Here is a 5,723-nt window from a genome sequence, read left to right on the forward strand (position 1 = left end):
GCGGACGCCGGCGTCCCGCTCGCGGCCGCCGACGCCTGCCTGCTGGTCGTCTCGCCGCGAGCGTTCGCGCTGGCCGACGCGGTCCGTACCCGGGAGCTCGCCCGCGAGCTGGGCGCCGGGCTCGTCGGCTGCGCGGTCAATCGGACGACTGCGGACCCGCCGGCCGCGGCGATCGCCGACGCGCTCGGAGCGCCCGTCTCCGGTACGTCCCCGCCGACCCCCGCGTCGGCCGGTCGGTCGAGACGGAGCGTCCGGTCGTCGACGCCGCGCCCGACAGCGACGCGGCGGCGGCGATCCGGGAGCTGGCCAGCCGGGTTCCGAAGTGAGCGACCGGTTCCGATCGGCAGTGAGCGACCGGTTCCGCCAGACGGCGGCGAACCGCGTCGCTTTACCCGTTTCGAGGCGCAACGGCGGACGAATGCTCGCGTTCGCCCTGCTCGCCGCTGTCGCCGTTCTCGCCGCCCTCGTCGTCGAGGTCGGCCCGCTGTACGCCGCCGACCGCTTCCGCGATCTCCGGGAGCCGACGGACGCCGAGCGGGCACAGCTGGCGGCCCTCCGCGACCGCGCCGGGCTCGACGTCGAACGGGTCGCGATCGAGCGGATGACCGGCGGCGCTGGAGCGTCCGGCAGCGAGGAAGGGAGGCCCGACGACGGCGCGGGAGACGGGCGGTCGGCCGAGGTCGCGGTCCGGGGTCCGCCCGGCCGCCGGGTGCTGTTCGTCACCGACGACGTGCTCGACGCGCTCGAGGAGGACGTCTCGGTCGGGCTGCTCGCGGCCGAGGCCGGACGAGTCGAGACCCGCTACGGCGAGTTCCGGGCGGTAGCGGTCGGGGCGGTGCTCGCGATCCTCGCCGCGATCGTCACGACGGTCGTCTCCTTCGACGCGGGGTTCGCCTCGCTCGTCGCCGTCGGGCTCGCGGCGTTGTGGGCCGGCAGGCGCGTGCAGTACGCCGCGGACGCCCGCGCCGCCGATCGGGTCGGAGCCTCGCTCGTCGCCGACGCGTTCGAGCGCGTCGCCGCGATCCGCGGCGTCGAGCCGGAGACGGGCGACTGGTCGACCTGGTTCGAGGTGCAACCGCCGCTCGGCGACCGGATCGCGCGGCTGCGCGAGCGTGCGGCGAACGGCGGCTGAGAACGGCGAGGCCGGAGCGCGGTCGAGCGCCTCAGTTCCGGTGCCGCCGGACGACGACCTCGCGGGCGTCGACGTGGACCTCGTAGTCGGCGACGGTCACGTCGACGTCGACGTCGGACCGGCCGGAGACGAGCGCGTCGAGCGCGTCGGGGTCGAAGTGGTCGTACAGGGCGACACCTTCCTCGAGGAGATCGAGAGAATCGACGCCGGCGAGGTCGGCGATCGCTTCGACGACCGCGAGACTCGGCGTGGGGCCGTCCGGCGCGTGGCTGACCCGCGCCGTCCCGGTGACGCCGTCGGACTCGCTCGCATCCCTCGTAGCACTACTCATACGCTCCCTACACGAAGACCACATATAAACACTCTCCCTAATTATCGTATATGATATACGAGTTCCGTGTCGATCTCGGTGGGCGGTGTGTCGTGTCCATCCCGGAACCGTTACCAACCAGCCAACCGCCTATACGGACAACTCGAATGCGACTCCCCGAACGACAGCTCGCGGTGCTCGAAGCCGCGAGCGCGACGGACGAACGGACGGTGGACGATATCGCCGCGGAGACTGGACTGAAGCCCGAGACCGTCACGGGCGCCGCCTTCGACCTCCGAGACGAGGGGCTGATCGACGTGGCGGAGTCGGCCGCCGAGACGCTCGAACTCACCGACGAGGGGCGTGACTACGTCGACGCTGGGCTCCCGGAGACGCGGCTCTACCGCGCCGGAGTCGCGCTCGGCGCCGACGCGGAGCCGGTCTCGATGGGGCGCGTTATCGGCGAGGCGGGTCTCGACGGCCCGGCGGTCGACATCGCGCTGGCCAACTTCGCGCGGAAGGGGGTTCGGGAGCGTCGACGGCGGCGAGCTGTCAATCGACCCGGACGCGGACCCGGACGCGGACCCAGAGGCCGTGGCGCTCGCGGCGGTCGCCGCCGGCGAGGCCCCTGCGGTCGACGACGCCGTGGTCGATCGGCTCGAGGCCCGCGGGCTCGTCGCCGTCGACGAGTCGGTCACCCGGACGGTGACGCTCACGGACGACGGCGTCGACGCCCTGATGACGGGCGTGGAGGCGACCGAGACGGCGACAGAGCTGACGCCGGAGCTGCTCGCCAGCGGCGAGTGGCGCGACGTCGAGTTCGCCGCGTACAACGTGGAGGCCGAGGCCGAGACGGCCCGCGGCGGCCGGAAACACGTGCTCCGCCGGACGGCGGACCGCGTGAAGGACGTGCTCGTCGCATGGGATTCCAGGAGATGGAGGGCCCCCACGCCGACAGCGACTTCTGGATCAACGACTGTCTGTTCATGCCGCAGGACCACCCGGCGCGGACCCACTGGGACCGGTTCGCGCTCGACGTCCCGCCGATGGACGACATCCCCGCAGAGCTGATCGAGCGCGTCGAGGGCGCCCACCGCGACGGCTGGGGCGACGACGGCGACGGCTACCACTCGCCGTGGTCCGAGGAGTTCGCCCGCGAGGTCGCCCTCCGTGGCCACACCACCTCGCTGTCGATGCGGTACCTCTCGGGGATCGCGGGCGCGGAGCTGGAGCCGCCCCAGCGGTACTTCTCCGTCGAGAAGGTGTACCGCAACGACACGCTCGACCCGACGCACCTCCTGGAGTTCTTCCAGATCGAGGGGTGGGTGATGGCCGAGGACCTCTCGGTCCGGGACCTGATGGGCACCTTCGAGGAGTTCTACCGGCAGTTCGGGATCACGGACATCCGGTTCAAGCCGCACTACAACCCCTACACCGAGCCCTCCTTCGAGCTGTTCGGCGAACACCCTGAAACGGGCGAGGAGATCGAGATCGGTAACTCGGGGGTCTTCCGCGAGGAGGTCACCGGCCCGCTCGGCGTCGACTGCGACGTGATGGCGTGGGGGCTGGCCTTAGAGCGGCTGGCGATGCTGACCACCGGCGCGGAGGACATCCGCGACCTCCACGGGACCCTGGCAGACATCGACTTCCTGCGGCACGCGGAGGTGAGCTACTGATGCCCGTCGTCGACGTCGACCCCGACGAACTGCGGGAGCTCACCGGACACGGGGAGACGACCGACGAGGAGTTCAAAGAAGACCTGTTCGGGCTCGGCCTGGAGTTCGAGGGGGAGACCGACGACGGCCTGTTGCAGTTCGAGTTCGCGCCCGACCGGCTCGACCGGCTCTCCGTCGAGGGGGTCGCCCGGTCGCTGCGGTACCACTACGGCGACGACCGCGGCGTGTACGTCCCCGACACCAACGACCCCGAGTGGACGATCGAGGTCGACGAGTCGGTGCCCGACGAGCGCCCGTACGTCACCGGCGCCGTGATCCGCGGCGTCGACCTCGACGAGGCGGGGCTGGAGTCGCTGATCCAGCTCCAGGAGAAGCTCCACGCCACGATGGGACGCGGCCGCGCGAAGGGCGCGATCGGGATCCACGACCTCGCGATGTTGAAGGGCGCGCCGATGCGCGAGGGCGCCGAGCGCTCGATCACCTACCGCGGCGTCGACCCCGAGGGCGACACGTTCGTCCCGCTCGACGCCGACGCGGAGCTGACGCCGGCCGAGGTGCTCGACGCCCACGACACGGGGCGGACGTACGCCGACCTCGTTGCGGACCTCGACCGCTACCCGGCGATCTACGACGAGCTCGGCCTGTTCTCGTTCCCGCCGGTGATAAACGGCCGACGGACCGAGGTGGACACGGGCTCCCGCGAGCTGTTCGTCGAGCTCACCGGCACCGACCAGTGGACGATCGACAAGATGTGTACGATCGTCTGTTACGCGCTGTCGGCCCGCGGCGCGACGATCGAGGCGGTCGAGGTCGAGTACGCCGACGGCACGACCTACCCGAGCGAGTACGGCCCGGAGCTGGTCCGCCCGAACCTCGAGATCGACGAGAAGTCCGTCACCCACGACCGGATCGAGACGCTGCTCGGCGTCGACTTCGAGCCCGAGGACGTGGTCGACTGCTTCGAGCGCGCCGGGCTCGACGCCGCGTACACCCTCGGCGAGGACGTGACCTACGAGGTGGAGATCCCCCCGTACCGCGTCGACGTGCTCCACCCGATGGACCTCGTCGACGACGTGGGGCGCGCGCACGGCTTCGACGAGCTGACGCCGCGGTACCCCGACGTGGGCACCGTCGGCGGTCGCCACGAGCGCTCGCGGCTGGAGGACGCGGTCCGGACGAGCCTCGTCGGGCTCGGCTTCGAGGACCTGCTCAACTTCCACATGACGAGCGGGGCGGAGAACTACGAGCGGATGCGGATCGAGCCCGGGACCGGCGGCGCCGCGGTGGAGGGAGACGGGGTCTTCGGCGGCGGCGCTCCCGTCGAGATCACCGAGCCGTACAGCGAGGAGTACACCCAGCTACGGACCTGGGCGCTCCCGTCGCTCGTGATGCTGTTGGAGCGGAACACCCACAACGCATACCCGCAGGACGTCGCGGAGGTCGGATTCGTCGCCGAGCGCGACGAGACGGAGAACACGAACGTCGCCGAGACCCGTCACGTCGCCGGCGCGGTCGCCCGGCGCGACGCCTCCTACGAGGCCGCGAAGGGACGGCTCCAGGCGGTCTGTGACGACTTCGGCGCCGACCTGGAGACGCCGCGCACCGAACACCCCTCGTTCATCGACGGGCGGGCCGCCGACGTGGCGATCGACGGCGAGCGCGTCGGCGTGATCGGCGAGGTGCATCCCGCGGTGCTCGTCGAGCACGACCTGGAGGTGCCCGTCGCCGCCTTCGAGTTCGAGCTGGACGCGCTGCGGTAAGACGGAGTCGTCCTTGGAGTTGCCGTCGGGCGTTCATACGTCGTATTCGGACACTGTCGTGGGTGTTTATACGTCGATGACGCGGTAACCACCGCCAAAGCCCCAGTCGCGAGGACTCGATGGGCTCGTTGTCGTTCGAGACGGCGAAGCCGTCTCGTGATGACGGAGAGAGCTCCGCTCTCTCGAACCACGGTCCTCAGTCGCTCGCGTTGCTTGCTCCCTGCAGTCCTTACGTCGCCCGTCTTCGTCCTCGCGACAGCGAGGCGCTACGCGCCTCTGGCAGCCGGCGGCGGAGCCGCCGGCGACTGCCCCTTTGAGTCCCATCCCACACAGCACCGCAACCGCACCTCACGCCTCCCCAGCCTCGTCGCTGGCGGCGGTCGCCGCCAGCGACTCCCTCACGCGTGCTCCTCGCGTCCTGCGGACGCTCGCAGGCACGCGCCACCGCCCGCAGTCGGTTAAATATCGTATCGCTGGCGACGAGTCCGAACGGTCAGCCCTCGAAGCCCTCCTCCCACCGGAACCGGCCGTTCCGCTGGATCACCTCGCCGTCGACTTCCAGCCGCGAGTCGGCGCTCACGTCCGATATCATGTCGACGTGGACGGCGCTGTCGTTGCCGGACTCGCCCGCCGGGAGGCAGGCGTCGTAGGCGCGGCCGACCGCGAGGTGGACCGTGTCGCCCATTTTCTCGTCGAAGAGGATCGAGTCGGTGAAGCGGTCGATGCCGCGGTTCATCCCGATCCCGAGCTCGCCCAGCCGGCGGGCGCCGGGGTCGGTGTCGAGGACACTCGCGAGCGCGTCCTCGCCGGCCTCGGCCGAGAAGTCGACGACCTCGCCGTCCTCG

At 71.0% G+C, this 5,723-nt stretch carries 4 protein-coding genes and 2 pseudogenes; 4 read left to right on the forward strand and 2 right to left on the reverse strand.

Annotation, left to right across the window (positions count from 1 at the left end; all coding sequences use genetic code 11):
* Positions 1–326, forward strand: a pseudogene (locus tag GJ633_RS17920) (MinD/ParA family protein); the annotation flags it as partial.
* 92 nt (positions 327–418) lie between these two features.
* Entirely contained in the window at positions 419–1,132 is a 714-nt protein-coding gene (locus GJ633_RS13290; protein WP_156589203.1) for a peptidase, read from the forward strand.
* A gap of 31 nt (positions 1,133–1,163) precedes the next feature.
* Here the strand turns inward: GJ633_RS13290 and GJ633_RS13295 are convergent, their stop codons facing one another.
* Positions 1,164–1,463: a HalOD1 output domain-containing protein gene (locus tag GJ633_RS13295; protein ID WP_156589204.1), complete on the reverse strand. Its 300-nt coding sequence runs from the start codon at positions 1,461–1,463 to the stop codon at positions 1,164–1,166.
* Positions 1,464–1,609: 146 nt separating this feature from the next.
* On the opposite strand from GJ633_RS13295, the pseudogene GJ633_RS13300 reads away from it, so the two are divergent.
* Positions 1,610–3,118, forward strand: a pseudogene (locus GJ633_RS13300) (phenylalanine--tRNA ligase subunit alpha).
* Complete coding sequence (gene pheT, locus GJ633_RS13305) at positions 3,118–4,878, forward strand: phenylalanine--tRNA ligase subunit beta (RefSeq protein ID WP_156589205.1); 1,761 nt, start codon at positions 3,118–3,120, stop codon at positions 4,876–4,878. The pseudogene GJ633_RS13300 and the gene pheT overlap by 1 nt, the downstream one beginning before the upstream one ends.
* Positions 4,879–5,371: 493 nt before the next feature.
* On the opposite strand, the gene GJ633_RS13310 is transcribed toward pheT, so the two are convergent.
* Positions 5,372–5,723 (reverse strand): aminopeptidase (locus GJ633_RS13310; RefSeq protein WP_197431341.1); only part of this gene is annotated, 352 nt, incomplete at its 5' end.

Source organism: Halorubrum sp. CBA1125 (genome assembly GCF_009742825.1).
Taxonomy (GTDB): domain Archaea; phylum Halobacteriota; class Halobacteria; order Halobacteriales; family Haloferacaceae; genus Halorubrum.

Excerpts from the sequence above, each read along its gene's own strand:
- GJ633_RS13290 (WP_156589203.1), top strand. The coding sequence starts at position 419 with ATGCTCGCGTTCGCCCTGCTCGCCGCTGTCGCCGTTCTCGCCGCCCTC.
- GJ633_RS13295 (WP_156589204.1), bottom strand. The coding sequence starts at position 1,463 with ATGAGTAGTGCTACGAGGGATGCGAGCGAGTCCGACGGCGTCACCGGG.
- pheT (WP_156589205.1), top strand. The coding sequence starts at position 3,118 with ATGCCCGTCGTCGACGTCGACCCCGACGAACTGCGGGAGCTCACCGGA.